Source organism: Desulfonatronospira sp. MSAO_Bac3 (assembly GCF_003838035.1).
Taxonomy (GTDB): Bacteria; Desulfobacterota; Desulfovibrionia; order Desulfovibrionales; family Desulfonatronovibrionaceae; genus Desulfonatronospira; species Desulfonatronospira thiodismutans.
Window position 1 is genome coordinate 1 of the sequence record NZ_QYZY01000178.1, and the last position, 1,442, is coordinate 1,442.

Annotated in this window: 1 protein-coding gene; it reads right to left on the reverse strand. The window is 50.6% G+C overall.

Annotation, left to right across the window (positions count from 1 at the left end; all coding sequences use genetic code 11):
* On the reverse strand, positions 1 to 1,109 hold a 1,109-nt coding region (locus D5S03_RS05905), incomplete at its 3' end, for an ATP-binding protein (RefSeq protein WP_287043000.1).
* Positions 1,110 to 1,442 lie beyond the last annotated feature (333 nt).

Here is a 1,442-nt window from a genome sequence, read left to right on the forward strand (position 1 = left end):
GGCCAGTGCTTCTGGAATGCACCAACTCCTGAGTGAGCTTTAGAAAATTGTCCGCTTTTTACTTCGATTGCCGCAAGCCTGTTTCCTTTTTTGAGTACAAAGTCCACTTCCCTGTTTTTCTCCCGCCAGTAATATACCTCCACACCTTCTTCCTCTCCCTGGTTCACGAGGTAAGCGCCCACTGCGATTTCAACCAGGCGACCCCACATCTTGGCTTCTGCACGCCAATCAGCAGGTGCCAGCCCGGACTGGGAAGTGACCAGGGCAGTGTTTCTCGGCTGCCATTTGGGACTGGATGATCTGGTACGGATTTTTGTTCCGTGCCATTTTTGCAGTCCCTGGACCAGGTAGGCTCCTTCAAGAAGATGCTGGTAATGAGCCAGCGTAGTTGTATTGCCCGCATCCTGAAGCTGACCCAGAAGTTTCTGATAAGATATGATCTGTCCTGCATAATCGCAGCTTAGAGCATAAAGCCGGCGAAGCAGAGCTGGTTTCTGAACCCGGTGCATCAGCAGGATATCTTTGCCGATGGCGGTTTCCACCAGCGACTGCTGGACATAATCCCCCCACCTTGTCCAGTCATCCCTGAGCCGGGCTGCGCCGGGATACCCGCCGTAATAAAGATAAGTATCCAGGTCCCACTGAAAACATTTCTCCATTTCCACAAAAGACCAATGGGACATGCGTATTAATTCAAACCGTCCGGCAAGGCTTTCAGTCAACCCGCCTTGAATCTGCAAAGATGATGATCCGCAAAGAACCAGGCGAATCTGATTCAGGCTGTTTCTCTGCTCCCATAACGCCTTGATACACTCAGCCCAGCCCTGAACCTTCTGGATTTCATCCAGGATCAGCAGTACAGGACCTTCTGCGGCAGTCTTGTATTCCGCCGCCTGCCAGGCCTGTTCAATCCAGTCTGTACCTGGTGGAGCCGGAGAGTCTGCTGATTCGTATATTGAGGCCCTGCCCCAGCTTTCCTTAACCTGAAGAACAGCTGTAGTCTTTCCCACCTGTCTGGGCCCAAGGACTACCTGAATGAAAGGCTGCTGTTCCTGGAGCCTCTGACCAAGGGTGTAAACTTTTTGTCTTTTGAATTCGGGAAGTTGCATAATTTTTGCCATTTACTCAATATATCGTTCTTTTTTACTCAATACATTGAGTAAATGTCAACAACAGACCTTAAAGATGTGACTGCAAAAGGTCATTTTTGTCACGCGAACCACGCGAAGCGCTTGGCAGGACGCGTGGCAGACGTCAGAGGTCAGTACAAACTAAGATTTATGTCACGCGAAGACGCGTGATTGTCCCCCTGGCCGGTACCTGCCCCCTGAATGGTTACCCGCAGGGGGTGTGGATGTGGGATATATTCTAGGAAGAGGCTGGGTGGTTCGTAGTCTTGCCCTTTCATTTTTCCCTTGCCTGTCCCCTAAAACCTAACTATA